The organism is Caballeronia sp. Sq4a, from assembly GCF_023170545.1.
GTDB lineage: Bacteria > Pseudomonadota > Gammaproteobacteria > Burkholderiales > Burkholderiaceae > Caballeronia.
Map to the genome: position 1 here is coordinate 558,502 of NZ_CP084251.1, position 24,851 is coordinate 583,352.

Below are 24,851 nucleotides of genomic sequence, written 5' to 3' on the forward strand. Positions count from 1 at the left end.
TTTCGCGAGGAAGATGAAATGAACAAGCACATTCTGCTGGCCGTCACTGTAACCGTCGCGAGCACCGCTGCCTGCGTCGCGTCGTCGGCTTTCGCGGCGGCGCCCAAGGAAGCCAACGGCATGTATGTCGACGAAAACGGCATGACGCTCTATACGTTCGACAAGGACACCAAAGGCAGCCCGAGCGCGTGCACCGGCGGCTGCGCGCAGGCGTGGCCGGCCGCGATGGCGAGCGACTCCGACCAGCCGAGCGGCAAATGGACGACCGAATCGGCCGACGGCGGCAAGCAATGGGCCTACGACGGCAAGCGCGTGTACCGGTTCGCCAAGGACACGAAGCCCGGCGACAAGAACGGCGACAACTTTCGCAACGCGTGGCACGTGGTCAAGCCTTGAAGCCGTGACCGGCGCGTTATAAAGCACACTCGGAAGCACGCTCGTGAACTTCGAGCACGATCTTCTCGCGCATCTCCCGCAGTTGCGCCGCTATGCGCGCGCACTGACGGGCGATCGCGCGTGGGCCGACGACCTCGTGCAGGATGCCACCGAACGCGCGCTCAACCGCGCGAGCATGTTCCGCGCGGGCACGAATCTGCGTGCGTGGCTTTTCACGATCATGCGCAACATCTATATCGACCAGTTGCGGGGACGCCGCGATATTGCCGTCGACGATGAAACCGCGCCCTGGCGGCAGATGGCCGCGCCGCGCGGCGAAGTCGATGGCCTCGTGCTGCGCGACGTGCAGCGCGCGCTGTACTGCCTGCCGGTCGAGCAGCGCGAAGTGATGCTGCTCGTATGCGTCGAGGAAATGAGTTATCAGGAAGCGTCGCAGGTGCTGAACGTGCCGGCGGGCACGGTCATGTCGCGCCTCTCGCGGGCGCGCGAACATATGCGCGTCTTGCTGGGCGAAGAGAAGGAGCGTCCTGCGCCGTTGAAAGTGGTGAGCCGCTCATGACGAATCAAGACCGCCCAGCCGACGACAACGAGCGCGCGTTGCAGGCGCTGTCCGCCTATATCGACGACGAGTTGCCCGGCGACGAACGCGACGCGACCGCCACGCGCATCGCGAACGACGCCGCCTGCGAAGCGACGGTGGCCGCTTATCGCGCGCAGGACAACGCATTGCGCGCGCTGTTCGCGGCGGAACAGGCGGAGCCGCAGATCGTCGTGATGCGGCCGCCCGCGAGGCAACGTTATCTGCTGGCTGCGTGCCTGCTGGTTGTCGGCATCGCGTGCGGGTTTCTCATGCACATGCTGCTGCCCGTTTTGGGCGAGCCGCGTGCGCGTTTCGCGGAGCGCGCGGATATCGCCTACGCGGTGTATGCGCCCGAGCAGCGCCACGCGGTGGAAGTGGCGGCGTCGCAGCAGGATCATCTTGTGAACTGGCTGTCGAAGCGCCTGAACCGGACGCTCACGATTCCGTCGCTTGCGGAGTACGGCTTCGAGCTTGTCGGCGGGCGCCTCTTGCCGGGCGAAGAAGGGCCGGCCGCGCAATTCATGTATCAGAACGCATCGGGCGAACGGCTCACGCTGTACATGACCACGGTCGCCCGCAATGACGCGAAGGTCAGGATGCTGCAAGACGGTCCGCGCACGACGTACTACTGGGCATCGGATCGCGTCGGCTATGCGCTCTCCGGGCAGATCGGGCAGGCGAAGCTGCAGGCGATCGCTTATGACACTTGCAAGGAACTGGGCGGGGATCCGAAGAATTGGTGACGAGTGGATTCACGCGATCTCTGTTTTGATGCAAGCGTCAGGTGACGTGACAGAAATCCATACATAGCATTCTTCGTTAGCGCTACTCTTACAGCGCCGATGTCGATATCAATAGGGAATGCTAACTATGATCAGGGAAGTTCAGTGCGTGCCAAGGACGATCCGGGTAGCGACTTCCTCGGTGCTCGGTTCGTTGTCATTCGGCCCATTAGTTCCGAGATGGCTGCGCTGTCGCAAGACTTAATGGCGTCGTCGTTCAGCCGAGCCAGCGCGATGACTTGCGGCGACCGTTCGTCTACGCCGCATTCTTCTAGCGCTGTGCGCGAAGCAACGAGGTCTTGAGTATGCCGGTTCGCTGCATCTTCACTCTTAATCATCGCCGCACTTCTACGCTAGTGTGTGAGGGATATGGAACGGTAGAGGCGTTCTCGGGCCAGAAGGAGGGCCGGGATAATCCGGAGAAGATAGCTACGCCGAAGATCGGTCCCATACCGCCGGGGCAATACTATATTGTGGATCGTCTTTCAGGAGGAATATTGGGAGCATTGCGCGATTTCGGGGCTCCTTTCGTCGGGAGCACAGACCGTAGGAAATGGTTCATGCTCTGGAACCCGCGAACTGGCGACGTGACGATGATCAACGGCATACAGCGAGGGCAATTCCGATTGCATCCCGAGGGAACGCACGGTATCAGTGAAGGATGCATTACGCTCGTTAATCCCGCTGAATTCGAATTCCTTCAACGATTCATTCGCCGGTCCCCGCCCGCACTAAGCGTCCCGGGGTCGGCGCTAAAAGCATATGGCACGGTGACGGTTCGATGAAGCACACGAAGGCTCTGTACATCGTCCTTATCACCGTTGCGTCGCTAGTTCTAGGCGTCTTACTAGCACGCGCCATCATTGTCCGGTCCGGAATGATGTCCTACGAAGAGGATATGGCGATCCGTTGGCTACTTGGCGTCTTTGGCGTGAAGGACCCTGCGCCTGAAGATATTCAGGATGTCGGACTCTACTCGATTGTTCTTGCTTGTTGGGCAAGCGTAGCGGCGGCCTTAGTTCTTGTCTGGAAGTTTGCGAAGCGCATGCACCGCAGGCGTAAGTCAATAAGCAATGATTCGCGAAGCGAATCTTCCATCGAATAGTGCAATGACCTCAGACATCTTTATCCAACTCGACGGCATCAAAGGCGAATCACAAGATGCGGACTTTCTCAATGCCATCGACGTAATTCACTGGCAGTTCCTGATCGAACAAGATGCACGCATGCTGTCGGGCTCCGGCGGCGGCGCAAGCAAAGCCTCAGTGTCCGATCTCGTGTTTCAGCACGAGGTAGATTGCGCATCACCGACGCTCGCCGCGTTCTGCTTCCAAGGCAAGCACATCAGCGAAGTCAAACTCTCGATGCGCAAAGCGGGAGGGTCGCCGTTTACGTTCTATCGAATCACGATGTCCGATGTGGTGATCACAAAGGTCCTGCCTTCGGCCGATGGCGGATACGCAATCGAAACGGTCGGTCTGTCGTTCTCACGCATGAAGCAAGAATATGTTCTGCAAAATCGGCATGGCGGCGCCATGGGTGCCGTTACGGGATTGATTGACATGAGGAACAATCAGACCGCGTAGGCTCCATTGCAAGCTCGTGCACGAAGGACCCGCCGAAAAACAAAAAGCCGCAGCGACACAACGCGCTGCGGCTTTTCCATCGAGCGAAGCCCGCCCGATCAACCGCGATGCATGTGATGACGTTCCCACTCCGCGCGCTGCCAATAGCGATGGCCGTCCCAGTAACGATCGCCGTGCCAGCCCACCTTCACGGCATGGTGATGCCCGTGATGCACATTGGCCGAGGCGACGTTCACGAGGCCCATGCCCAGCGAAGCAGCAACGGACGCGATAAGCAGGCTCTTTTTTGTCTTGTCGAACATGATTGGCTCCTTGGTATTGTGATGACTCGCAGCGTGTCAGGCCGTTGCGGCTTTAGCGGTAATAGTCGTGATGGTGGTGATAGCCGCCTCCGTCGGGCACGATGATGCAGCCCGACAGCGTGCTTCCCAACACCACGCTCAGCACCGCAAGAATCGCTAACTTCTTCATGGGTTTCTCCGTGTGAATCCGTGGAAACCAATTTAGCCGTTAGCAAAATGACAAGCCGTGTTCGTTTGTAAGCAAAAGTGTTGCCTGAAATATTTACGAAGCAGGCTTATAAACGCGACGCTTGCCGCCGTTCATCGCACGATCTGCGGCTTCAAGTTCGGCGTGAGCGAGACGCCGACCACTTGTCCGTCGCGAACGCCGCAGCGGCTATCGACGCGCATCCATTGCGCCTTGCCGCGCGCCTTGGCGAACGCGCGCATCAAGATCACCTTGTCTACGGGAATGGGATTGGCGGGGCTCAGAATCGCCGTGTCGTCGTCGATCTTCGCGGACAGCACGCGGCGGTCCGGCACGATCAGCGTGTCGTACTTCGGCGCGTTCTCGACCCAGCGGTCGAAGGCCGCGACGCATTGCACGACGGTATCGGGCACATGCAGGCGCGTGAGATACGAATAATCTTCGGTAGGGTCGGGCGTCTCTTGAGCTTGAACCATCTGGAACAGCGACGCCGAAAGCAGAAGCGCGCACAGCGCAGGGGCGATCAAGGTTTTCATGCAGTCACGATGGGCGTTGTCGGCAGGGAACGAGATGGAGCACGGACGCGCATCGCAGGGAGAAGCGCGCCTCGTTTTTGAGATGCCGAAGTATACCGTGCGATGTTTTTCTCCGTCGAGCGCATCGAAGATCGAATGCCGATCGAAAGCCTTCGCGTCGCGTTGTATGCTTGTCGTGAGCCGGCTTACGAATCGAGGCACATCATGAAACAGGCGCGATGGATGCAGCGGGATGGCCGAGGGCTCGAGCACCTCGTGCTCGATGAGCGGTCCGATGGCGTCGTCATCGAAAGCGTCGTCGTGGGCGAAGGCGAGGCCGGGCCGTTCGGCATCACCTACCGCATCGAGTGCGATGCGCGCTGGCAGGTCACGCGGCTTGCCGTGAAGCTAGCCGGCGGCGGGTCGATCGATTTGCAGCGCGCGCAGGCGTGGACCGACGAGCACGGCGCGCCGCACGAAGCGCTCAACGGCTGCATTGACGTGGACATCATCGCGACGCCGTTCACCAATACGTTGCCCATCCGCCGCCTGCGCTTGCAGCCGGGCGAGCGGCGCGAGATTCGCGTCGCGTACGTGCGTGTTCCGGAGATGACCGTGAGCGCCGTCGCGCAAGCCTATACATGTATCGAGCCGAACAGGCGTTACCGCTTCGAAGGACTCGACACGGGCTTTACCGCCGAGATCGCGGTCGATGACGACGGCCTCGTGACCGACTACCCCGGCCTCTTCGAACGGATCGCGTAAAGACGCGCCGGGCCGCGAGCGGCGATAATGCAGGTCATCGAAGACTTTCTGGCATGACTCAAACGATGACCGATACCGCACTTACTCCTGAATCGACAAACGGCCCGCGTCTCACGAGCCTCTCGCATGGCGGCGGCTGCGGCTGCAAGATCGCGCCGGGGCTGCTGGCCGACCTGCTCAAGCGCAGCGCGCCGATGCCCGCGTTCCCGAATCTGCTCGTCGGCAACGACACCGCCGACGACGCCGCCGTGTACCGGCTCAACGATGAACAAGCCATCGTCGCGACGACGGACTTCTTCATGCCTATCGTCGACGATCCGTTTGACTTCGGCCGCATCGCCGCGACCAACGCGCTCTCCGATGTCTACGCGATGGGCGGTAAGCCGATTCTCGCGCTCGCGCTCGTCGGCATGCCGATCAACGTGCTGCCGCACGAAGTCATCGCGCAGGTGCTGAAGGGCGGCGAGGCGGTGTGCGCGGACGCGGGCATACCGGTCGCGGGCGGCCACTCGATCGACTCCGTCGAGCCGATCTACGGGCTCGCGGCGCTCGGCGTCGTGCATCCGTCGCGCGTGAAGCGCAACGCGGCCGCCCGCGCGGGCGACGTGCTGATTCTCGGCAAGCCGCTCGGCGTCGGCGTGCTGTCGGCGGCGCTCAAGAAGAATCAGCTCGATGCGGCCGGCTACGCCGCGATGATCGCCGCGACCACGAAGCTCAATCGCCCCGGCGCGGAACTCGCGCAACTCGACGGCGTTCACGCGCTCACCGATGTCACGGGCTTCGGCCTGCTCGGGCACACGCTGGAACTCGCGCGCGGCGCGGGGCTGACAGCGCGCATCCGTTATGCCGCGCTGCCGTGGCTGCCGCAGGTCGAGCAATTCGTGCAGGCCGGCATCTTCACGGGCGCGTCGGGCCGCAACTGGGCCGCGTATGGCGCGGACGTCACGCTGGGCGAACTGGCGGGCACGTCGATGGAAGCGGCCCGAACCTTGCTCACCGATCCGCAGACATCGGGCGGGCTGCTCGTGTCGTGCGCGCCCGAAGCCGTCGACGACGTGCTGGCGATTTTCCGTGCCGATGGCTTCGCCGAGGCGGCGGTCATCGGCGAAATGACGGACGGCGCGGGGCGCGTAGAGGTGCGCTAACACAACTCTCCTGGACAATCCTCAGCGGGTGCTCATGAAGGAAGAATCGCCGAAAGCCATCTTCTACGCGCTCGCCGCGAATTTCGGCATTGCGGTTTGCAAGTTCGCGGCAGCCGCGTTCACGGGTTCCGGCTCGATGTTCGCGGAAGCCATTCATTCCACCGCCGACTGCGGCAATCAACTGCTGCTGCTCTTTGGGCTGAAGCGTGCGCAGGCTCCGGCGAACGCGCTGCATCCGCTCGGCTCGGGACGCGAGATCTACTTCTACGCGCTTCTCGTGGCGCTGTTGCTCTTCTTCGTGGGCGGGGCGTTTTCGGTGTACGAGGGCGCGCATCGGCTGCTGCACCATGAGCCTTTGTCGAATCCGATCGTCGCGCTCGTGATTCTCGGCGTGTCCGTCGCGCTGGAGGCGTTTTCGCTTGCCGGCGCCATGCGCGAGATCCGCAAGACCACGCCGAACAAGACGCTATGGCGATGGTTCCGCGAGACGCGCGAATCGGAACTGCTCGTCGTGGCGGGCGAAGACGTGGCCGCGCTCGCAGGTCTCGCCATCGCCTTCACCGCTGTGCTGCTCACGATGATCACCGGCAATCCCGCCTACGATGCCGCCGGCTCCATCGGCGTTGGCCTGCTGCTCATGGTCATCGCGTTTCTCGTCGCCCGCGAGGTGAAGTCGATGATCGTCGGCGAGTCCGCGAGCCCCGAAGTGCGCAAGGCCATCGACGCGCATCTGCGCGCCCGTCCGGAAGTCACGCACATCATCAGCCTCATTACGTTGCAGTGGGGCAAGCATCTCGTCGTCGCAGTGCAGGCCGAGATGATCGACTACCCGAGCGGCCGCGCGATGATCGACGCGATCAACGTCATCGAGGACGACCTTCAGCGTGCTTTTCCCCAAGTGCGCTGGGTGTTCTTCGAGCCGGATGTGCCGCGCGAAGTGCGCAAGTCTGCCGCCGCTGCCTGAGCCCCGCGCTGCATATAAGGCAGACTCAAGGCAAATGCGCGGGTGCCCGCGCATAGTGCGGACGCGGCGTGACAGGCGTTGCGGGCACTCGGGTGCGGCCGCGGCCCGGAACCTGCGTGACGCCCATCTCGGGCAACGGCGCGGCGTGTCGCCCGTTCGCGGCAAGCGCGCCCGACGCGGCGCGCGGCGTGTTCGGCATGCCGCCCGGCGACGCGAAAAGCGGAGCGGGTGCGCCAAGTGCTACAGACAACGAAGCCGCCGCGAGCGCGACTTTCGCCCCGTGCGCACCGACTTTCAACCAGCGAAATCGACCCCGGTACTGCGAACGTTTGAGCATTGTCCTTGTCATTGTGGTTTCAACATCAACGCGATAGCACGCTTCGGTCCGCGGCGTGCAGTGCTTGCGGCGCGTCGCCTGTCGAGCCATCGCGTGATTCCGTGCCGTGCGCGTCGTCCGCATCGAGTCCCCGAAATTTCGTGATCTTCATCCGACCCATGCGCAACTATTTACTTGCCGTCTATTTCATTGTCGTGTCGGGCCTCGTCTCGATGCTCTCGCCAACCGCCCTGGCCGCCGCGCCCGCGCAGCATGCGTCGCAGCCCGCGGTCGCGCTGACGCCGCAACAGGCGCGCGATGCGCTCTCCGTTCTCGACGATCCGCAGCGGCGCGCGCAAGTGGCAGACACGCTGCGCGCGGTGGCCGCGGCCGGCACGCTCGCCGTGCCCGCGAGCGCGGCGCAGCCCGCTTCGGCTGCGGGCGCCGCGCCGGCATCCGGGGCGTCGGGCGTGCTGGCGAATTCGCTGAAGGCCAACGGCCTCGCATCGCAGATTTCGCGTCAGGCGGGCAACTGGCTCGTGCATTTCGGCACGGGGCTGCGGCACTCGGTGGCGGCGCTGCTCAACGTGCGCTCGGTGGTGCACTGGTGGCACGACCGGCTCGCGAGCGAGCAGGCGCGGGATCTGATGGCCCACGTCGCATGGTCGGTGCTGCTCTCGCTCCTGCCCGCGCTCGTGATCGAATATCTGGCGGGGCGTCTTCTGAGGAAGTCGCGCGAGAAAGTCGCCGCGCGCGGGGTCGCGGACGCCGAAGTGACCGAGCCGGAACTGGTGCAGGAGCAACGCGCCGCCGAACATGCCGAGGATGCGGCGCACCGCTCCGGCGACGAAGTGCAGCAGCATGTCGCGGAGCGCAAGGCGGACGCGGCACGCGGCAAGCGCCATGCGGCTCGGCACTGGACTTTGTTGCGGCGTCTGCCGAACGCGCTGCTGTATCTCGTGCTGAAGCTGATCCCGCTCGGCGTGTTCATGGGCGCGGCGACCGTGCTGATGTCGGTTTTCATCGACGACAACACGACCGAGGCGCACGTCGCGGGCGCGCTCATCGACGTTTATCTGGTCTGCCGCCTCGTGATGATCGTGTTCGGCTTCTTCGTCGCGCCGCGCGCGCGTGGCTTGCGGCTCCTGCAGATGCGCGATCAGTACGCGATGTACATGTACCGCTGGCTGCTGCGCATCGTGATCGTGGCGGGCGCGGGCATCGCGCTCGCGAACGGCTGCGAGCCGCTCGGCCTGACCGATGCCGCGCATATCGCGATTCTAAAAATCGTCACGCTCGTCGTGCATCTGATGGTCGCGTGGGTGATCTTCGAATCGCGCAGGCTCGTCGGCGAGAGCATTCGCCAGCGCATGACGGCGTATCGGTCGGTCGCGCTCGTCGGCAGCTGGGTCGCCGATATCTGGGCGGGCGTCGCGATCTTCTTCGTGATCGCGCTGTGGTTCGTGTGGGCGCTCGACGTGCAGAACGGCTACAGCACGCTCTTCCACCTGGGCGGCGTGTCGCTGCTGGTGCTGGTCGGCGCGCGCGTGGCTGCGATCGTCGCGTTCGGCGCGCTCGGGCGCATCTTCCGCGACAACGACGACGAAGACTTCGCGAGCAAGTCCATCGCGCATCGCCATGCATACCGCTATTACCCGGTGCTGCGCCGGATCGTGCAGACGGTCATCGGCGTGGCGACCGTCATTGCGCTGCTCGAAGTGTGGGGCGTGCATGTCGTGCGCTTTTTCACGTCGGGCGGCGTGGGCAACCGGCTCGCGTCGGCGATTCTGACCATCGCGGTCGCCGCCGTGTTCGCGGTGCTCGTGTGGGAAACGGCCAACGTGCTGGTCGAGCGTCGTCTCGAACAGTGGAACGCCACGGGCGACCGCGTGCGCGCCGCGCGCCTGCGCACGCTCTTGCCGATGATGCGCACGGCGCTCCTCGTCGTCATCGGCATGGTGGTCGTGCTGACCGGGCTCTCGGAGATCGGCGTGAACACCGCGCCGCTGCTCGCGAGCGCGAGCATTTTCGGCGTGGCGCTCGGTTTCGGCTCGCAGAAGCTCGTGCAGGACTTCATCACCGGCATCTTCCTGTTGATGGAAAACGCGATGCAGGTCGGCGACTGGGTGACGGTCGCGGGCGTGTCGGGCACGGTGGAGTATCTGTCCATTCGCACCGTGCGGCTGCGCGGCGGCGATGGTTCGCTGTACACCGTGCCGTTCAGTTCGGTGACGACGGTGAACAACACGAACCGCGGCATCGGCAACGCGGCGGTGCGCGTGTCGATTGCGCTCGGCCAGGACGTCGATCTCGCCATTGCGACGCTGAAGGAGATCGGCAACGCGCTGCGCCAGGACGAGGCGTTCCGCGACGGGATTCTCTCCGACTTCAGCTTCTGGGGCGTGGATGCGGTCGATGGTTCGACCGTCACGCTCGCCGGCCAGATTCAGTGTCGCGACAGCGCGCGCTGGCCGGTGCAGCGCGAGTTCAACCGGCGCATTCTCAACGAGTTCACGGCGCGCGGCATCGAGATCGCGAATCCGCAGCGCAACTTCGTGATCGTCGGCGGCAACGGGCACGAGACCGCGCAGGAGCTTCAGCAGGATAGCGAGCGGACGGGCGCGGAACAGCGCGCGGAGCCGTCGAAGGCGTCGCAGCATCCGACGAGCGAAGCGGCCGCGGGCAGCAATGTCGCCGCGAGCGCGCCGCCGCCGCGCGGCGCGCAGAGCGGTACATGAGCGGCACATGAGCATGGGGAGCCCGCGCGGTCGAATAGCTATTGGCTCTCCTATAATCGTCCGGGCCGGCCGCGCCGGTACATGATTGCCACGGCGCGGCGGCTTTTCTTCGAAGTTCGAACCTTCAAGAGGACGATGCTCGCCATGAAAATCGCCGCACGGTTTCAATCGACTCGTTTCAAGCGCGCGCCCGCGAAGATGCGCACGGCGCTCGCCGCCGCCGGCCTCGCGACGCTGTGCGCCTTCACCGGTTGCGCCTTCGCGCAACAACCCGACGACATGAGCGGCGAACGCCACGGAGACGGCGAACGCCATGGAGACGGCGGCCGGCACGTCAAGGTGATGATCGTCACCATGTTCGGGCCGGAAGGCCAGGTCTGGCTCGACAACCTCGGCCCGTGGCAGGCGGTGCATGTGCCGGGACTTTCGCCGGACTATCCGGACGTGCACTGCAACCGCGACGACGTGTGCGTCATCACGACCGGCATGGGCCACGCGAACGCCACGGCGTCGATCATGGCGCTGACGTTCTCCGACCGCTTCGATCTGCGGCACACGTACTTCCTGATCGCGGGCATCGCCGGCATCGATCCGGCGCGGGGCACGCTCGGCTCGGCGGCGTGGGCGAAGTATCTGGTCGATTTCGGCATCCAGTGGGAAATCGACGCACGCGAAAAGCCGGCGGACTGGCCGACCGGCTTCCTCGGCATCAACACGAAGAGTCCGCACGACAAACCGCCGCTCGACTATCGCACGGAAGTGTTTGCGCTGAACGCGTCGCTCGCGGACGCCGCGTATGCGCTTTCGCGCAACGTGACGCTCTCCGACAGCGATCAGGCGAAGGTCGCACGCGCCAAGTTCAACTACGCGCCGGCGAACCAGCAGCCACGCGTGATCCAGTGCGACACGCTCGCAGGCGATACCTGGTGGTCGGGCAAGTACATCGGCGAGCGGGCGCGTTACTGGACGCGCCTGCTGACCGACGGGAAGGGCGTCTACTGCACGACGCAGCAGGAGGACAACGCGACCTTCGAGGCGCTCAAGCGCGCCGCGAGCGTCAGGCGAGTGGATCTGTCGCGCGTGGCGGACCTGCGCGCCGGCTCGGACTTCGACCGGCCCTACGAAGGACAGACGGCCAGCGACAACCTTCTGAACTATTCGGCGCAGGGCGGTTTTACACCCGCCATCCAGAATTTGTATCTGACCGGCAATCCTTTCGTTCAGGAAATCGTCTCGCACTGGGGCGCGTGGCGCAAAGGCGTCCCTCAGCGGTAAGCATCGGGCAAACCCTCGTTTTGTCCGATGTCACAACGTAGTAACACGACATCAGAATCTATTACATCTTTAGCCGCGGATCGGTAATTTCCGGTATCGCGGCTTTTTTACCGCTTTTTGGCCCAAAGCGCGTCTCAAAAATATCCCTTCGATCTGTCAACCGAATGCCCGAACGCCCCGTTGTTCCGGACGTCAGGCAATTACTCATATAAAAAACCAGCCTCGCGAAATTCGAACGAACAGACGAAAAACTCACGTCGAAACGCAGTAAAATTTGCCGGTTTCTCGACGAAGCAAACGTTACCGATCGAAAGTGTTATTTGCAACAAAATATTATTGAGATGGTCTTGCGTTCGATTAAGGCCGTACTTAGAATCCGTTTCACAGTGTTGTTACAAGTTGTAACGGCCTGTATCAAAGTTCGTAGCCGGGCGAAGAGAGCCCGGTGAGGCACAAAAAAGATATCGGCAAAAGCCGGCGAGAAAATCGGGGATTTACTGGAAGCAGCAACCATGAACGGTCGCGAGACGCTGGAATCGATCCGGGAAATCAACTTGTCTTACATCATGCTCGCACAGCGTCTGCTGCGCGAGGACCGGGCCATCGGCATGTTTCGGCTCGGGCTGTCGGCCGAACTGGCTGACCTCCTGTCGGGGCTCACGCTCGCGCAGGTCGTCAAGCTCGCGCAATCCGACAACTTGCTGTGCGCTTTCCGCTTCAACGATCACTCGATGCTGTCCGCATTGACGCAGCCCGCGAAGAACGCGGACATCGCGCCGACGCACGCAGCCATCCTGCTGGCTGGCCAGCCGGCCGAACAGTTCGCTTAAGAGAGACGGAGCGAGCCATGCTGAAGAAGAGCCTCACCGAAGACGCCCAGGAAGTGTTCCGCGCCATCGCGCTGATCGAACTCGGCGCGCGCATGCAAGTGCTGGAGAGCGAACTCACGCTTTCGCGGGATCGCATGATTCGTCTCTATCGCGAAGTGAAGGGCGTGTCGCCGCCCAAAGGCATGCTGCCGTTTTCGGCGGACTGGTATATGACGTGGCTCGCGAATATCCACGCATCGCTTTTCTACAACACCTATACGTTCCTCAAGAACGAAGCCGGTTGTTCGCATCTCGATGCGTTGACCAAGGGGTATCGGCTGTATCTCGAGCACTGCAATCATAGCGGCGCCGAGGCGGTACTCGACCTTACGCGGGCCTGGACTCTTGTGCGCTTCTTCGACGCGGGCATGCTGCAGATGACAGCGTGCTGCCGCTGCACCGGGAAGTTTGTCGCACACAAACATGATTTGCAGAACAACGTGGTGTGCGGGGCCTGCCAGCCGCCGTCACGCGCGGGGAAGACCAAGAAAGCGGCGGCCGCTCGACAGGCCGTTCAAGAAGCCGCTCTGGAGGTTGTGTCTAGCAAGAGCGAAGTGCCGCCAGCACCGGAGTTTCCGGCGCATGTCGCACTCGAAAACGTGGCGGCCTTGCAGCCGCCGCGCGCAAGCCTGGTCGCACAGGCTGCTTAGGCGGTAGCGGCGCCGGCGCATCCTTCGAGGACCATCCAGCGTGGATGTTCTGGATGGTGGATGACCGGCAAGCCGCTACCGCGTTTTACTTTCTGCACCAGCTTTCTCGCTTCGTTCACGCCGGCGCGCTTTCCATGCGCGCCGCTGCATTTTCTGCCCCCAAAGTAAAATGCTTCGATGGCACGCGCTTTCGAAGGACACGCCTTGGCTCAGGCACCGAATCACTCCCAGCAGGGCTTTTTGCTGACGCGTCATTGGCGCGATACGGCCGCGGGCACCGAGGTCGAGTTCTGGCTCGCCACCGATCACGGTCCCCGCAAGGTCCGCATCGCGCCGCAAACGCCGGTTGCGTTCATCCGCGCGGAAGATCGCGACAAGGCCGAGCCGCTCGTGCGAGCGGTGCGCGATGCGCAATTGCGCGAACTGCCGCTCACGGATTTTCGACAGAAGCCGGTTCTAGGGCTCTACTGCGCGCAGTATCGTCAATTGCTCGCGCTCGAAAAGACGCTGAAGAATGCGGGCGTGACCGTCTACGAAGCGGATATCCGTCCGACCGAGCGCTATCTGATGGAGCGGTTCATCACCGCGCCCGTTTCCTTCGAAGGCGAAGCGCGCGACGGCGTGGTTCACAGTGAGCTGAAGCCTGCGCCGGCGTATCGTCCAACGCTCAAGCTTGTCTCGCTCGATATCGAAACGAGCGCCACGGCCGAGCTCTATTCCATCGCGCTCGAAGGCTGCGGCGCGCGGCAGGTCTATATGCTCGGGCCACCCACGGGCGACGCGCATCCGCCGCTCGACTTCGACCTCGAATATTGCGCGAGCCGCGCCGAGATGCTTCAGCGTTTCAACGCGTGGATCGCCGAGCACGATCCCGATGCGATCATCGGCTGGAACGTCGTGCAGTTCGATCTGCGCGTGCTGCAGAAGCATGCCGACGCTTATGACGTGCCGCTGGCCATTGGCCGGGATGGCAGCGTGATCGAATGGCGCGAGCACGGCATGAAGCGCAATCACTTCTTTGCATCCGTCGCGGGACGGCTCGTGGTGGACGGCATCGAGGCGTTGCGCTCGGCGACGTGGAACTTTCCGTCGTTCAGTCTCGAACACGTCGCGCAATCGCTACTGGGCGAAGGCAAGGCGATCGACAGTCCGTACGCCCGCATGGACGAGATCGCGCGGCGCTTTCGCGAAGACAAGCCCGCGCTCGCACGCTACAACCTGACCGACTGCGAGCTCGTCACGAAGATCTTCGAGAAGACCGAGCTTCTGCCGTTCCTGCTCGAACGCGCGACGGTGACGGGACTGGCCGCCGACCGCAGCGGCGGCTCGGTCGCGGCGTTCACGCATCTGTACATGCCGCGCATGCATCGCTTAGGGTACGTTGCGCCCAATCTCGGCGACGTGCCGGAAGAAGCGAGTCCTGGCGGTTTCGTCATGGATTCGCGGCCCGGTCTCTATGATTCCGTGCTCGTGCTCGACTATAAGAGCCTGTATCCGTCGATCATTCGTACATTCCTAATCGATCCCGTCGGTCTTGCGCAAGGCATGAGCGAAACGCAAGAACAGACGCGCACCGTACCCGGTTTTCGCGGCGCGCGCTTTTCGCGCGACAAGCATTGTCTGCCGGCCATCGTCGAACAAGTATGGGAAGGGCGCGAGGCCGCGAAGCGTCAGCGCAACAAGCCGCTTTCGCAAGCACTCAAGATCATCATGAACTCGTTCTATGGCGTGCTCGGTTCGAGCGGCTGCCGTTTCTTCGATCCGCGGCTCGCCTCGTCCATCACCATGCGCGGCCATGAAATCATGCATCGCACCCGCGAGCTGATCGAAGCACGCGGCTACAGCGTCATTTACGGCGATACCGATTCGACCTTCGTGTGGCTGCGCCGCGCCCGCAGCGAGGACGACGCCGCGCGTGTAGGCCGCGCGCTCGTCGAGCATGTCAACGATTACTGGCGCGAGCATCTGCGCGAAACATTCGGCCTCGAAAGCGCACTGGAACTGCAATTCGAAACGCACTTCAAGCGGTTCCTGATGCCGACGGTTCGCGGCACCGACGAAGGCAGCAAGAAGCGTTATGCGGGACTCACGCAACGCGCGGACGGCAGCGAAGAAATCATCTATAAAGGGCTAGAGACGGTGCGCACGGACTGGACGCCGCTCGCCCAGCGTTTTCAGCAAGAGCTTTATATGCGCATCTTCAAGGACGAGCCTTATGAAGACTACGTGCGCGACTACGTCGAGCGCACGCGGCGCGGCGAGCTGAACGACCTGTTGATCTATCGAAAGCGCCTGCGCCGCAGCCTCGACGACTATGAGCGCAACGTGCCGCCGCATGTACGCGCCGCGCGGACCGCCGACGAATTTAACGCGCAGCAGGGACGCCCGCTGCAATATCAGAACGGTGGATGGATCAGCTACGTGATGACGGTGGGCGGCCCCGAGCCGGTCGAAGCGCGTCATGCGCCTATCGACTACGAGCATTACGTGAGCAAGCAGCTACAGCCCGTGGCCGACGGCATCCTGCCCTTCCTGCGCAACGACTTCGCCACGCTGATGTCGGGACAGCAAGCGCTTTTCTAGGCATCAAAAGACGAACGGGCGTGCGCGGGCGCGGCACTTGCTGCCGCTTTACGCGTTGCTTGCATCGACAACGAGAATGGAAGCATGCACATGATGACTGCGTCCACGGAAATCAGCCGCTCGCAAGTTCGTAACCGCATCGTGAAGGACCTTTGGCAGGCGATCTGGACGTTTCGCTTGCAGACGCTCGGTGCCGTTGCGTTAATGATTGCGTCGCGCCTCGCGGTGGTATCCGTTCCCCTGATGCTGAAACACGTCATCGACGAGTTCAGCAAGCCCACCGCGAACGCCGTATTTCCGGTCTTCGTGATCCTGACGTACGTGCTGATGCGCTATCTCGGCGACGTGCTCAACGAAGCACGTGACGTGCTGTTCAGCGTCGTCACGCAACGCACGGTCGCATCGTTTTCAGCGCGCACGTTCTCTCATTTGCACAACATGGGCGCGCGTTTCCATGCGCAGCGTGAAACAGGCGGCGTGGTGCGCGACGTGCAAAAAGGCGCTGACGGTATCGGCTTTCTGCTCGGCGTGGCCATTTTCACCATCGTGCCGACGTTGATCGAAATCGGCACGGTCGTCGCCATCATGGTGAGCCAGTATGCGAAGACGTTCATGGTTGCGATCGGCGCGACGTTCGTTTGCTACGCGATCTATACGCTGATTTTCACGCGCTACCGCATGCGTTTCCAACGCGCGGTGAACCGGCTCGAAGCGCAATCGGACAGCCGCCTCGTTGATAGCTTGCTGAACTACGAGACGGTCAAGCTCTTTGCGAGCGAAGACGTAGAACGCCAGCGTCTTTCCAGCGTGCTCGACAAGTGGGTCGACGCGCGCACCGCGAACCAGCGCGCATTGACGATCCTGCATGTGGGGCAAAGCACCGTGATCGCCATCGGCATCGCGGCCGTGATGCTGCTCGCCGCGCAGAGCGTGGTGGCGGGCACGATGAGCGTGGGCGACCTCGTGCTCGTGAACGCGTATATCGTGCAAGTGTGCGCGCCGCTCAACACGCTCGGCTTCGTCTTTCGCGAGACGAACGATGCCATCGTCAATGTCGAACGCATGTTCGAGATTCTGCTTGCGCGGGGCCGTCGCGGTGAAGACGTGGACGAGGCGGATGCCAAGCCGCTCGTCGTGACGGCCGGCGAGATCGAATTCGAGCATGTGGATTTCGGCTACGATCCGGCGCGACAGATACTGCGCGATATCGACTTTCGCGCGCATCCGGGCAAGAAACTCGCGGTGGTGGGCGGTAGCGGCTCGGGCAAGTCCACGCTCATGAAGCTGCTGTTCAGGCTCTATTCTCCGACGGCGGGTGTCATTACCATCGACGGTCAGGACATCCGGCAGGTCACGCAAAAGAGCCTGCGCGAAGCCATCGGCATCGTGCCGCAGGACACGGTGCTCTTCAACGATACGATCGCCTATAACATCGCCTATGGCCGGCCGTCCGCCACGCGCGCCGATGTCGTGCGCGCGGCGCGTGCGGCGCAACTGGACAGCTTCATCGAACGATTGCCCGATCATTACGACACGCGCGTCGGCGAACGCGGCGTGCGGTTGTCGGGCGGCGAGCGGCAACGCATCGCGATTGCGCGCGCCATTCTCAAAGATCCACGCATCATCGTGTTCGATGAAGCCACCTCGGCGCTCGATACGCGCTCCGAGCGCGCCATTCAAAGCGAACTCGACCGGCTCGCGCAAGGCCGCACGTCCATCGTCATCGCGCACCGGCTCTCGACTGTCGTGAATGCCGACTGGATTCTCGTGATGGAGCACGGCCGCATCGTCGAGCAAGGTCAGCATGCGGAATTGATCGAGCGCGGTGGCGTGTACGCGCGTATGTGGGCGCTGCAATCGCAACAAGGGGAGCTCGCGCAAGTGCAGCGCAAGGTGTCGGCGCAACCGGTCGGGCTCGGCGCGTTGATCGCGGGCGTGGTCGATGGTCTGCACGAGGAGATCGTCGAGCATGGCGTGCAGCTTTACACCATGATGCCCGATGCCGACTTGCGCGTGACCGGCGACCCCGGCGTGCTGCAGTTCGTGATCGCGGACTTGTGTCGCACGGAGATACGCGCGGCGGAGCGTGGCGAGCGCGTCGAGCTGCGTGTGGAACGCGAAGCGAACCAGGTGCGCGTTTGCGTGCTGGGCCGTCGCGCGCAGCCCGCGCCGCTTTCGCAGGAGCAGGCTCGCCGGCTCGAACAGGCGCTGGCGGAAACGGGCGGCACGTTCACGGTGGGCTATGTCGACGGCCACCTCGCCTATGTCGCGATGATGCCGCTGCGTCCCGTGGTCGATACCGACAGTCTCGCGGGCCTCGCGGAGCCGAACGCAAACGTTACCGGCAATCTGGAGGGCCTGTGCGTCATGGTGCTGGACGATCAGGACGCCGCTCGCGAGGCGCTCGGCGCGGTGCTCGAGATGTCCGGGGCGGGCGTGAGACTGACGGCGTCGGGCAAGGAAGCGCTCGAATGGCTCGCGCAAGCGCCCACGCAGGAATGGCCCGATGCGTTCTTGTGCGACATCGTGCTCGGCGAAGAGGACGGTTATCAGGTACTGCGCCGCGTGCGCGAACTGGAAGCCAGCCGGCGTGTGTCGCTCGGGGAACGCATGCCGGCCATTGCGTTGACAGGGCACACGCAGACGGAAGACCGGCTGCGCGCGCAGATGGCAGGCTTTCAGTTGCACTTGACGAAGCCCGTTCCCGCCGAGCGGCTGATCGCGGCGATCAGGCAGGTCGCCGTGCGAACCGAAGCATGAGGAGACGATATGGACACCGAATCGTCGGCGCGCATCGTTGAACTAAAGCCGACGCAAGGGGCGCTCGGCATGGAACACGTGCGCGAGAAAATGCATTTGACGAGCAGCACGCCCGAGCACGAACGCGCGGCATTCCTGCGCGAGCACGCGCTGCGCGTGGTACGCGGGCCAGGCGGCACGCTGCATGTGATCGATCATCATCACTGGGCGCGCGCGTGGTATGAACTGCGCATCGAGGTCGTGCCGGTCATGATCGCGTGCGACTACAGCGACCGCGATCAAGCTTCGTTTATCGCCGCGTTGCGCGAGCGGCGCTGGCTTCATCCGTTTGACGAGCAAGGCCGCGAAACGCCGGTCGAAGCACTGCCGCCGTCAATTGCCGCGATGCCGGACGATCCGTATCTGAGCCTTGCCGCATTCGTGCGAATGGCGGGCGTCTATTCGGATCCTCCCGAGGCCAATGCGAAGTTCCCGTGGGCCGGGTACTTCCGCGAGCGGGTGCAGGGCGATTTCTCGTCGATTGCAGGTTTCGCCAAGGCGCTCGCGCAGGCAGTCGCCGCTTCTCGTCAAGACGAAGCGCGCGGACTGCCGGGATTCAACGTCAAAGCGTAGCCAGTGCTGAACGAGTCTGCTGCGCCTCGATGATCTGCCGGAAGTACGCGGCGGTGCGGCGCAAGCCTTCGTCGAGCACGGTCACCGGCTCCCAGCCGAGAAGCTGGCGCGCGTGCGTGATATCCGGCTGACGGTGCCACGGATCGTCCATCGGCAGCGGGCGGAACACGATCTCCGACTTCGAGCCCGTCAACGCGACGATGCGCTGCGCGATCTCCAGCATCGACAGTTCATGCGGATTGCCGAGATTGACCGGGCCCGTCACGTCGTCGGGCGTGTTCATCAAACGGATAAAGGCGTCCACCATGTCGTCCACATAGCAGAACGAACGCGTCTGCGTGCCTTCGCCGTAGACGGTGATCGGCTCGCCGGCGAGCGCCTGCATCATGAAGTTGGAGACCACGCGGCCATCGCTCGGATGCATGCGCGGGCCATACGTATTGAAGATCCGCGCGATCTTGATGTTGAGACCATGCTGGCGGCGATAGTCCATGAAGAGCGTCTCGGCGCAACGCTTGCCCTCGTCATAGCATGAGCGCGGACCGATCGGGTTCACGTTGCCCCAGTACGCTTCCTGTTGCGGATGAACGCGCGCATCGCCATACACTTCGCTCGTCGATGCCTGAAAGATCTTGGCCTTCACGCGCTTGGCGAGCCCGAGCATGTTGATCGCGCCGTGCACGCTCGTCTTCGTGGTCTGCACCGGATCATGCTGATAATGAACCGGCGACGCAGGACATGCGAGGTTGTAGATCTCATCGACTTCCACGTACAGCGGGAAGGTCACGTCATGACGCATCAGTTCGAAGTTGGGACTGTCGAGCAGATGCGCGATGTTGTCCTTCGTGCCCGTGTAGAAGTTATCGACGCACAGCACGTCGTGCCCTTGCGCCAGCAGGCGTTCGCAAAGATGCGAGCCGAGAAAGCCCGCGCCGCCCGTCACCAGAATGCGCTTGCGATATGCTTCCTTCATGTCGGTTCCTTTTTGTGGTGATTGGGTCGCGGTCGGTCAACTGCACACATGGCGCAAGGTCGCTTCCCATTCGGCGGCGAAGCGGCCGATGTTGAAGCGTTCGACCGCGAGACGGCGCGCGCCTTCGCCGAGACGCCGCGCTTCCGCGGGATCTCGCAACAGTTGTTGCATGACATCGACGAGCGCGTTCGTATCGGTATGAATGAAGCCGCTCTCGCCATTGCGAATGACGGTGGCGAGTTCCGTCGTCGCGAGACCGATGATCGGCATGCCGATCGTCATGGCTTCGACGATCGCGAGGCCCAGGCTCGTCCAGCGAATCGGGTTGAAGAAGAAGCGGTATTGCGCGGAGAACGCAGCGAGATCCAGATTGCCGATCTCGCCCAGACCGCCCGCCGATTCCGCGTCCATGCCGACCAGATCGAGCGGCACGCGTTGCGCGACATCCGCGAACACGTCGCTGCCGAGCCTGCGCCCGCGCTGCCGCAAATGATTGATGACGACGATGCCGCGTTCCTTCTCGCCCGTATAGCGCACGCCTTCCGGCACGACCACGCCATGTTCGATCACGCGCGTCGGTGTCTCGCCGCTGTCCCACATCAGGCGATTGAAGTGCGTCACATGCACGAGTAGCGTGTCGCGATCCTGCACCCAATGGCGTTGTTCGAACGGATTCTCCTGCGGCGGATCATGTTCGATATACACGCGAGGCAAGCGCCGCTGCGCATCCGAAAGCAGGTTGATGCGATCGTCGTCCCAGTGCGTGCGATGTTGAAACAGCACGACGTCGAACTCACGCGACGCGACTTCGTCGGCGGGTACCTCATGGACGTTGTCGCCCCACGGCAGCACGCCGACTTTGCCCGCGTAGCCGGGCGGATGACCGGGCTTCGTGACGAGATAGAAATCGTGCTTCGCCTGAGTCAGGTAGTAGAGGTAGTTGCCGTGCACGTGCCATGTGAGCACGCGCAGACGTCGTTGATTAGCAGTGGGCATCGGTTTCCAGTTTTTCTACGGGCAATTGAAGTCGTGCGACATCGAGCACTTGCGCGACGCTCACGTTGAGCGCGCAAGGATGCCCATACGGACACTCGCGGAACGAACACGGACGGCATGGCGGATAGTCCGCGAGCACGCGATGCCTGTCGTGATCGAGCGGCGCCCAGCGTTGCGTGTCGCTGCCCGATGCGATGACGACGCTTTTCGTTCGCATCGCGGCCGCCACGTGCGAAAGCCCCGTGTCGTTGCACACGATGAGTCGCGCGCGCGCGACGAGCGCCGCCAGCCCGCCGAGCGATGTCTTGCCGGTCAGGTCGATCGCGTTCACGCCGGGCGTGTTCGCGATGCTCGCGGTGATGGCCGCTTCGCCTGCGCTGCCGGTCAACGCGACTTGCCAGCCATCGCTCGAAAGCGCGGCTGCCACTTGCGCGAAGCGTTCCGCAGGCCAGCGTCGCGAAGGCAACTGGGCGCCGGCATGCACGAGAACAAGCCGCGCAGTGTCGAGGCCATATCGTTCGATCAGTTCATCGCACTCGCGCGTGTCGTGTTGCGTGAGCGGAATTTCTAGCTGCGTGTCGTGCGCATCGATACCGAGCGCCTGCATCAGCGCGTTATAGCGCGCGACTTCCTGCAACGCGTCCGGCCACGGAATGAAGACGCCTGCGCGCGGCGCTTCGTCGGGCTTGAGAAAGCCCGCGTTGACCCGCGCGTGCATCGCTTCGACGATATCGTTCGCCACGCCGCCGCTGCCGTGCAACTGGATCGCGAGATCGAAGCGGCGCGCGCGCATGGCATCGTAAAAGGCGGGGAGGTGCGCGTCCGTTTCTTCCTGCTCCGGAAAGCCGACGGCGCCCGGAAACAGGATCAATTCATCGACGAGATGCGCATAGCGTTCGACGAAACTATGCGCCCACGGCAACCCGATCAGCGCGATGTGTGCATTCGGATAAGCGCGGCGCAGCGCACGCATCGCGGGCACGCAACACAGCATGTCGCCGAGCTGAAGCGCCCGAAAAATCGCAATGCGCTCGACGCTCTCCGATTTCATATGAATACCACGCGGAACTTAATGGCGCCGTAAATTCGCCAGTACACCGAAAGAAACGGTATCCATAGCGATGTCCACGCCATTTCTAGCACGTGCGACGGTGTCAGCGCGGTCGACTTCAGGCGCTTGAAGCAGAACCATGCGGTCATGCCGAGCCAGGCCGCGAGGCAGACGCCCGCGAGCTTGTTGTTGCCGTTCGCGAGCGCGAACACGGCCACGACTACCGCGACGATGATCGCGTAATAGAGCAGCGGCGGCAGGCTGCGAATGCGTGTCTTGAAGAGCGACCGATGTTTCTTGTAGAGCAGCGCATCGAACTGGCTCTTCTTCTGCTGCGACAAGCTCACGCCCCAGCGCGCGGGCCGCACCGGATGCAGAACCATTGCATCGTGCGATCGCACGATGTGCGCGCCGATGCGCATCAGTTCGAACTGAAGGTCGGAGTCTTCGCGCCACGCCGACGTAAAGCGGGCATCGAAGCCGTCCACGCGTGCAAGCGCCGAGCGCGTCACGAACGTATTAGCCGTCGCAAATTCCGCGCGGGAGAGACCGGCTGCGTCTTGCTCGTAATCGGTCGGACGGGGGCCGAGCGGCACCACGATACGCCCCGATACGGCGTCCGCGCCCGCCCGCAACGCAGCGACGCCTGCGGCGAGCCAATGCGGATCGGGGATCGTGTCGTCGTCGGTGAACGCGATCAGCGGCGCGCCCGATGCGCGCCATCCCGCATTCCGAGCGCCTGCCGGGCCTTGCGTCGCGGTGACGGGAACATAGCGGATGCGGGGTGCTTCGTCGAACTCGCGTGCGAGCGCGGTCGCGCGCGAGCGCGTGGCTTCATCCGGACCGTCATCGCACACGATGATCTCGAAGCGCGCCTTGTCGTAGTCCTGCGCGATGATCGCGCGCAGACAGCGTTCCAGCATGTCGGGCCGCCGATACGTCGGCACGACCACCGACACGTCGAGGGCCGCGCCCGCCGCTGCGCCCGCATTGCGCTGCGTGGACGCGTCCTTCGCGCCGTCGTAGGGAAACGAGCCTGCAATCGTGCTCATGCACGCACTCCCGGCTTCTCGATCAGGAACGGCCCGATCACGAGCGCATCGAGCGGCGAGGTCCAGAACGATTCGAGCGCATCGCGCGGCGAATTGACCATCGGCTCGCCGCGCGTATTGAACGACGTATTCACGAGCACCGGCACGCCCGTGCGCGCCTTGAATGCAGCGAGCAAGTCGTAATAGAGCGGATGCTGCGAGCGGTTCACGGTCTGCACGCGAGCCGTGCCGTCGATATGCGTCACCGCCGGAATGCGCGACTTCATGTCCTCGCGCACATCGAATACGAAGAGCATGAACGGCGCGACGCGTGCATCGACGAACCAGTCCGCAGCATGTTCTTCCATCACCACGGGCGCCACCGGCCGGAAGTCTTCGCGGTCTTTGATCTCGTTCAGGCGCGCCTGCATGGACGGATCGATCGGCGACGCGAGAATCGAGCGGGCGCCGAGCGCGCGCGGACCGAATTCCGTGCGTCCCTGATACCAGCCGATCACGCGATTGGACGCCAGAATCTCAGCGGTTTCGCTCGCAATGTCGTTCAGCCGGCGATACGGCGTCTTCGACCACTTGAGGAACTGCTCGATCTCGTCGTCTTCATAACGCGGGCCGAGATACGCGTGATTCATGTGCCAGCGGCGGCTGCTATCGCCTTGCTTCACGCGCTCCTGATAGTCGGTCCAGAGCGCGGCGCCGAGCGCGGTGCCCGCATCCCCCGCAGCAGGTTGAACCCAGATGTCTTCGAACGGACCACGGTCGCGCAGACGCGCGTTCATCACGCAATTGAGCGCGACGCCGCCCGCCATCGCGAGATGCTTGAGGCCGGTGCGTTCATGCAGCCAGCGCGCGAGATCCAGCGCCGTTTCTTCGAGCACCACTTGCAGCGAATGCGCGATGTCGTAGTGATGCTGCGTGAGGGGACCGCCGCGCTCGCGTCGCGGGCCGAAGCGCTCAACGAGACGCGGCGCATCCACGGTGTAGCTGCCGTCGTTGCGATACTTCACGATCTCACGAAACTGATCGACGTATGCGGGCTTGCCGAAGGAGGCGAGCGCCATGACCTTGTACTCGTCCGACGAGTGAAGGAAGCCGAGATAGTCCGTCACGGCTTCGTAGAGCAAGCCCAGCGAATGCGGCAGTTCCACCTGTTTGAGGCGCTTGTATTCGCCATCGACGAACTGGCCAAGACTCGTCGTCACGCCTTCGCCTCGGCCGTCCATCGTGAGCACCGCCGTGTTCTCATACGGCGCCGCGAGAAACGCGCTCGCCTCATGCGACAGATGATGATCGACGTTGTGCCACTCGAAGCGCGGCGCGCGTCCGCCGCTTGCGAAACGCTTCTTCAGATGATGCGGCGCGCCGTCGAGCAACTGGCCGCGCGCATTGACGATATAGCTCAGGAAAAGCGGGTCCCACGGCGACTCGGAGGGATTGCCGGTCACATGCTCCGACGGCATGAAGGGCAGGGCGATGGTCGCTTTCGCCTGCTTGGGCATGCCCGAGAACAGATGCGGATCGTACGAATACGCTACATGGTCGATATCCGCGAGTTCGATGCCGGCTTCCTTCAGGCAATAGTCGATGGCATCGAAAGGAAGCTGCCAAGTCGAGAAAGGCACGGGGCGCTTAGCATGCTTCACATGCGTGAAACGCTCGTCTTCCGCCGCCGCGATCACGACGCCGTCGCGAACCAGCGCCGCCGCGCTGTCGTGATAGACCGCATTGATTCCGAGTGTGTACATAAGGCGCGTCTC

At 63.2% G+C, this 24,851-nt stretch carries 24 protein-coding genes; 16 read left to right on the plus strand and 8 right to left on the minus strand.

From position 1 onward, the window contains the following. The first annotated feature begins 18 nt into the window (after positions 1–18). The 6 genes from LDZ24_RS16485 to LDZ24_RS16510 all read left to right on the plus strand — a co-directional run bounded on the left by LDZ24_RS16485 (position 19) and on the right by LDZ24_RS16510 (position 3,344). Positions 19–396 carry a hypothetical protein gene (locus tag LDZ24_RS16485; protein WP_248323259.1) on the plus strand — a complete coding sequence of 126 codons (378 nt, stop codon included), beginning with the start codon at positions 19–21 and terminating at the stop codon, positions 394–396. Positions 397–439: 43 nt separating this feature from the next. Further along, entirely contained in the window at positions 440–955 is a 516-nt protein-coding gene (locus tag LDZ24_RS16490) for a sigma-70 family RNA polymerase sigma factor (RefSeq protein ID WP_175941743.1), read from the plus strand. Continuing rightward, positions 952–1,719, plus strand: a complete 768-nt coding sequence (locus LDZ24_RS16495; RefSeq protein WP_248323260.1) for an anti-sigma factor — start codon at positions 952–954, stop codon at positions 1,717–1,719. The genes LDZ24_RS16490 and LDZ24_RS16495 overlap by 4 nt, the downstream gene beginning before the upstream one ends. Positions 1,720–2,063: 344 nt before the next feature. Next, a complete protein-coding gene (locus tag LDZ24_RS16500; protein ID WP_248323261.1) occupies positions 2,064–2,543 on the plus strand; it encodes a DUF2778 domain-containing protein in 480 nt (159 codons plus the stop codon). Continuing rightward, the gene (locus tag LDZ24_RS16505; protein WP_248323262.1) at positions 2,540–2,863 is read left to right on the plus strand and encodes a hypothetical protein; all 324 of its coding nucleotides are present in this window, start codon (positions 2,540–2,542) and stop codon (positions 2,861–2,863) included. The genes LDZ24_RS16500 and LDZ24_RS16505 overlap by 4 nt, the downstream gene beginning before the upstream one ends. Positions 2,864–2,867: 4 nt before the next feature. Further along, positions 2,868–3,344: a type VI secretion system tube protein Hcp gene (locus LDZ24_RS16510; protein ID WP_248323263.1), complete on the plus strand. Its 477-nt coding sequence runs from the start codon at positions 2,868–2,870 to the stop codon at positions 3,342–3,344. 98 nt (positions 3,345–3,442) lie between these two features. On the opposite strand, the gene LDZ24_RS16515 is transcribed toward LDZ24_RS16510, so the two are convergent. Together LDZ24_RS16515 and LDZ24_RS16520 are read right to left on the minus strand one after the other, a co-directional pair. After that, on the minus strand, positions 3,443–3,646 hold the full coding sequence (locus tag LDZ24_RS16515; RefSeq protein ID WP_248323359.1) for a hypothetical protein: 204 nt from the start codon (positions 3,644–3,646) through the stop codon (positions 3,443–3,445). Positions 3,647–3,946: 300 nt separating this feature from the next. Next, entirely contained in the window at positions 3,947–4,369 is a 423-nt protein-coding gene (locus tag LDZ24_RS16520) for a BspC domain-containing protein (protein WP_248323264.1), read from the minus strand. A gap of 204 nt (positions 4,370–4,573) precedes the next feature. On the opposite strand from LDZ24_RS16520, the gene LDZ24_RS16525 reads away from it, so the two are divergent. The 3 genes from LDZ24_RS16525 to LDZ24_RS16535 all read left to right on the plus strand — a co-directional run bounded on the left by LDZ24_RS16525 (position 4,574) and on the right by LDZ24_RS16535 (position 7,222). Beyond that, on the plus strand, positions 4,574–5,113 hold the full coding sequence (locus LDZ24_RS16525; RefSeq protein WP_248323265.1) for a putative glycolipid-binding domain-containing protein: 540 nt from the start codon (positions 4,574–4,576) through the stop codon (positions 5,111–5,113). A 65-nt stretch (positions 5,114–5,178) separates the two neighbouring features. Further along, positions 5,179–6,258 (plus strand): selenide, water dikinase SelD, encoded by a 1,080-nt coding sequence (gene selD / locus LDZ24_RS16530; protein WP_248323266.1) that lies wholly within the window; start codon positions 5,179–5,181, stop codon positions 6,256–6,258. Positions 6,259–6,292: 34 nt separating this feature from the next. Continuing rightward, positions 6,293–7,222 (plus strand): cation diffusion facilitator family transporter, encoded by a 930-nt coding sequence (locus LDZ24_RS16535; protein WP_248323267.1) that lies wholly within the window; start codon positions 6,293–6,295, stop codon positions 7,220–7,222. Between the two features lie 25 nt (positions 7,223–7,247). Here the strand turns inward: LDZ24_RS16535 and LDZ24_RS16540 are convergent, their stop codons facing one another. Continuing rightward, positions 7,248–7,472 (minus strand): hypothetical protein, encoded by a 225-nt coding sequence (locus LDZ24_RS16540; RefSeq protein ID WP_248323268.1) that lies wholly within the window; start codon positions 7,470–7,472, stop codon positions 7,248–7,250. Positions 7,473–7,717: 245 nt separating this feature from the next. On the opposite strand from LDZ24_RS16540, the gene LDZ24_RS16545 reads away from it, so the two are divergent. From LDZ24_RS16545 to LDZ24_RS16575, 7 genes are all read left to right on the plus strand, one after another. Then, the gene (locus tag LDZ24_RS16545) at positions 7,718–10,276 is read left to right on the plus strand and encodes a mechanosensitive ion channel domain-containing protein (protein ID WP_248323325.1); all 2,559 of its coding nucleotides are present in this window, start codon (positions 7,718–7,720) and stop codon (positions 10,274–10,276) included. A 198-nt stretch (positions 10,277–10,474) separates the two neighbouring features. Further along, complete coding sequence (locus tag LDZ24_RS16550; protein WP_371747465.1) at positions 10,475–11,551, plus strand: purine nucleoside permease; 1,077 nt, start codon at positions 10,475–10,477, stop codon at positions 11,549–11,551. A 512-nt stretch (positions 11,552–12,063) separates the two neighbouring features. Continuing rightward, positions 12,064–12,381, plus strand: a complete 318-nt coding sequence (gene flhD, locus LDZ24_RS16555; RefSeq protein WP_175941724.1) for a flagellar transcriptional regulator FlhD — start codon at positions 12,064–12,066, stop codon at positions 12,379–12,381. Between the two features lie 17 nt (positions 12,382–12,398). Beyond that, positions 12,399–13,070 (plus strand): flagellar transcriptional regulator FlhC, encoded by a 672-nt coding sequence (gene flhC / locus LDZ24_RS16560; RefSeq protein ID WP_175941722.1) that lies wholly within the window; start codon positions 12,399–12,401, stop codon positions 13,068–13,070. 177 nt (positions 13,071–13,247) lie between these two features. Beyond that, complete coding sequence (locus LDZ24_RS16565; protein WP_248323269.1) at positions 13,248–15,653, plus strand: DNA polymerase II; 2,406 nt, start codon at positions 13,248–13,250, stop codon at positions 15,651–15,653. Between the two features lie 93 nt (positions 15,654–15,746). After that, positions 15,747–18,413 carry an ATP-binding cassette domain-containing protein gene (locus tag LDZ24_RS16570; protein WP_248323327.1) on the plus strand — a complete coding sequence of 889 codons (2,667 nt, stop codon included), beginning with the start codon at positions 15,747–15,749 and terminating at the stop codon, positions 18,411–18,413. Positions 18,414–18,422: 9 nt separating this feature from the next. Further along, complete coding sequence (locus LDZ24_RS16575) at positions 18,423–19,025, plus strand: ParB/Srx family N-terminal domain-containing protein (RefSeq protein WP_248323270.1); 603 nt, start codon at positions 18,423–18,425, stop codon at positions 19,023–19,025. Here the strand turns inward: LDZ24_RS16575 and LDZ24_RS16580 are convergent. Genes LDZ24_RS16580 through LDZ24_RS16600 form a run of 5 tightly spaced genes read right to left on the minus strand, consistent with a single transcriptional unit; the run spans position 19,015 to position 24,839 of the window. Beyond that, positions 19,015–19,998, minus strand: coding sequence for a UDP-glucuronic acid decarboxylase family protein (locus tag LDZ24_RS16580; protein WP_248323271.1), 984 nt, complete (start codon positions 19,996–19,998; stop codon positions 19,015–19,017). The two genes, LDZ24_RS16575 and LDZ24_RS16580, sit on opposite strands and share 11 nt — an antisense overlap. 36 nt (positions 19,999–20,034) lie before the next feature. Continuing rightward, the gene (locus LDZ24_RS16585; RefSeq protein WP_248323272.1) at positions 20,035–20,994 is read right to left on the minus strand and encodes a glycosyltransferase family 4 protein; all 960 of its coding nucleotides are present in this window, start codon (positions 20,992–20,994) and stop codon (positions 20,035–20,037) included. Continuing rightward, a complete protein-coding gene (locus LDZ24_RS16590) occupies positions 20,981–22,045 on the minus strand; it encodes a glycosyltransferase family 9 protein (RefSeq protein ID WP_248323273.1) in 1,065 nt (354 codons plus the stop codon). Before LDZ24_RS16590 ends, LDZ24_RS16585 begins: the two co-directional genes overlap by 14 nt. After that, positions 22,042–23,097 carry a glycosyltransferase family 2 protein gene (locus LDZ24_RS16595; RefSeq protein ID WP_248323274.1) on the minus strand — a complete coding sequence of 352 codons (1,056 nt, stop codon included), beginning with the start codon at positions 23,095–23,097 and terminating at the stop codon, positions 22,042–22,044. Before LDZ24_RS16595 ends, LDZ24_RS16590 begins: the two co-directional genes overlap by 4 nt. After that, on the minus strand, positions 23,094–24,839 hold the full coding sequence (locus LDZ24_RS16600; protein ID WP_248323275.1) for a carbamoyltransferase C-terminal domain-containing protein: 1,746 nt from the start codon (positions 24,837–24,839) through the stop codon (positions 23,094–23,096). Before LDZ24_RS16600 ends, LDZ24_RS16595 begins: the two co-directional genes overlap by 4 nt. Positions 24,840–24,851: the final 12 nt, after the last annotated feature.

Coding starts and splice junctions, on each gene's coding strand:
- LDZ24_RS16590 (WP_248323273.1), bottom strand. CDS start 22,045: ATGAAATCGGAGAGCGTCGAGCGCATTGCGATTTTTCGGGCGCTTCAG.
- LDZ24_RS16515 (WP_248323359.1), bottom strand. CDS start 3,646: ATGTTCGACAAGACAAAAAAGAGCCTGCTTATCGCGTCCGTTGCTGCT.
- LDZ24_RS16505 (WP_248323262.1), top strand. CDS start 2,540: ATGAAGCACACGAAGGCTCTGTACATCGTCCTTATCACCGTTGCGTCG.
- flhC (WP_175941722.1), top strand. CDS start 12,399: ATGCTGAAGAAGAGCCTCACCGAAGACGCCCAGGAAGTGTTCCGCGCC.
- LDZ24_RS16545 (WP_248323325.1), top strand. CDS start 7,718: ATGCGCAACTATTTACTTGCCGTCTATTTCATTGTCGTGTCGGGCCTC.
- LDZ24_RS16565 (WP_248323269.1), top strand. CDS start 13,248: ATGGCACGCGCTTTCGAAGGACACGCCTTGGCTCAGGCACCGAATCAC.
- LDZ24_RS16570 (WP_248323327.1), top strand. CDS start 15,747: ATGACTGCGTCCACGGAAATCAGCCGCTCGCAAGTTCGTAACCGCATC.
- LDZ24_RS16535 (WP_248323267.1), top strand. CDS start 6,293: ATGAAGGAAGAATCGCCGAAAGCCATCTTCTACGCGCTCGCCGCGAAT.
- flhD (WP_175941724.1), top strand. CDS start 12,064: ATGAACGGTCGCGAGACGCTGGAATCGATCCGGGAAATCAACTTGTCT.
- LDZ24_RS16485 (WP_248323259.1), top strand. CDS start 19: ATGAACAAGCACATTCTGCTGGCCGTCACTGTAACCGTCGCGAGCACC.
- selD (WP_248323266.1), top strand. CDS start 5,179: ATGACCGATACCGCACTTACTCCTGAATCGACAAACGGCCCGCGTCTC.
- LDZ24_RS16520 (WP_248323264.1), bottom strand. CDS start 4,369: ATGAAAACCTTGATCGCCCCTGCGCTGTGCGCGCTTCTGCTTTCGGCG.
- LDZ24_RS16510 (WP_248323263.1), top strand. CDS start 2,868: ATGACCTCAGACATCTTTATCCAACTCGACGGCATCAAAGGCGAATCA.
- LDZ24_RS16580 (WP_248323271.1), bottom strand. CDS start 19,998: ATGAAGGAAGCATATCGCAAGCGCATTCTGGTGACGGGCGGCGCGGGC.
- LDZ24_RS16495 (WP_248323260.1), top strand. CDS start 952: ATGACGAATCAAGACCGCCCAGCCGACGACAACGAGCGCGCGTTGCAG.
- LDZ24_RS16550 (WP_371747465.1), top strand. CDS start 10,475: ATGCGCACGGCGCTCGCCGCCGCCGGCCTCGCGACGCTGTGCGCCTTC.
- LDZ24_RS16525 (WP_248323265.1), top strand. CDS start 4,574: ATGAAACAGGCGCGATGGATGCAGCGGGATGGCCGAGGGCTCGAGCAC.
- LDZ24_RS16575 (WP_248323270.1), top strand. CDS start 18,423: ATGGACACCGAATCGTCGGCGCGCATCGTTGAACTAAAGCCGACGCAA.
- LDZ24_RS16595 (WP_248323274.1), bottom strand. CDS start 23,097: ATGAGCACGATTGCAGGCTCGTTTCCCTACGACGGCGCGAAGGACGCG.
- LDZ24_RS16600 (WP_248323275.1), bottom strand. CDS start 24,839: ATGTACACACTCGGAATCAATGCGGTCTATCACGACAGCGCGGCGGCG.
- LDZ24_RS16585 (WP_248323272.1), bottom strand. CDS start 20,994: ATGCCCACTGCTAATCAACGACGTCTGCGCGTGCTCACATGGCACGTG.
- LDZ24_RS16500 (WP_248323261.1), top strand. CDS start 2,064: ATGCCGGTTCGCTGCATCTTCACTCTTAATCATCGCCGCACTTCTACG.